Source organism: Vibrio sp. 779(2023) (assembly GCF_033344285.1).
In the GTDB taxonomy this organism is placed as follows: Bacteria; Pseudomonadota; Gammaproteobacteria; order Enterobacterales; family Vibrionaceae; genus Vibrio; species Vibrio alginolyticus.
In genome coordinates this window covers 1-1,069 of sequence record NZ_JAWPOM010000111.1, presented here as the reverse complement: position 1 = coordinate 1,069, position 1,069 = coordinate 1, and the positions used below count along the sequence as shown (strand labels likewise).

Below are 1,069 nucleotides of genomic sequence, written 5' to 3'. Positions count from 1 at the left end.
GAGTGACAAACAAGAGTCAACCTCCGACCAACGCGATAAGTCGACAACGATTATCTAAGTACTAGCCAGCTTAGTGACGTGGTGGAAATTAATACCCATAAAGTCACACCAAACAACAGCGGTTTAGGGCCCGAAGATTTCAGTTTCGAAATCGAAATACTACATCCTATCAAGAATAAGCACACCACCAGAGCTTGCTTCGCAATGGTAAAAATACCGTGATACACCACCTCAAATTGTGGGAAGAAATCACTAAAGGCGATGGCCGCGCAATACCAGAAAATGAAGTAAGGAATCACTAACTTTTTCGAACCGTTCTCTTTGTTCCCACGTGAGAAAATCACGGCGCTAATCAAAGCAACAGGAATGATCCACAAGGCTCGCGCCAGTTTGAGCGTGGTTGCAGTTGTCAGTGCCTCTTCACCGTAGGCAGAGGCAGCGCCAACAACAGACGAAGTATCATGAATCGCAATTGCCGCCCATGTCCCAAAGGTGTGTTGGTCTAGGTTTAACGCATGACCAATGACGGGGAAGATGAACAACGCTAGAGAGTTGAGTACAAAAACGGTAGCGAGTGCCAAACCTATTTGTTCATCTTTGGCTCTGATTGCTGGTGCGACCGCAGCAATTGCGCTGCCACCACATATCGCAGTTCCGGATGAAATGAGATACGCAGTCGTCGTTTCGAGTTTGATTACTTTGGCGATGAGTAAGCCAATGACGAGTGTGCCGACAATCGTAGCGATAATTAGCCCTATACCATCTGACGTGACAGACAATGCCTGTTCAAAATTGATACCAAACCCTAAACCGATAATAGAATAAGAAAGCAGTTTTTTGGTGAAAGAGGCGATGGGTAACTCAGTAGGAACTAAGCCAAAGCTGGCAAGTAAGAAGCCAATAACAAGTGCAATAGGGGATGACACAAAAGGAGTTAAGCAAAAAAGCAGTGCCAGTCCAAAGGGGATGTACTTTCTGTTCAAGATTTATGATTCATTGTCGTTAGTGAAAGCGAGAGTATATCGCACTGTATCTGGTCAGTTTGTCTTAATGATTTGAACACACGTTC

General features: G+C 44.9%; 1 protein-coding gene. It reads right to left on the bottom strand.

All coding sequences use genetic code 11. The annotated features are described in order from the left end of the window. Window positions 1–50: 50 nt before the first annotated feature. On the bottom strand, window positions 51–983 hold the full coding sequence (locus tag R8O70_RS25350; RefSeq protein ID WP_141180312.1) for a YeiH family protein: 933 nt from the start codon (window positions 981–983) through the stop codon (window positions 51–53). Between the last annotated feature and the right edge of the window lie 86 nt (window positions 984–1,069).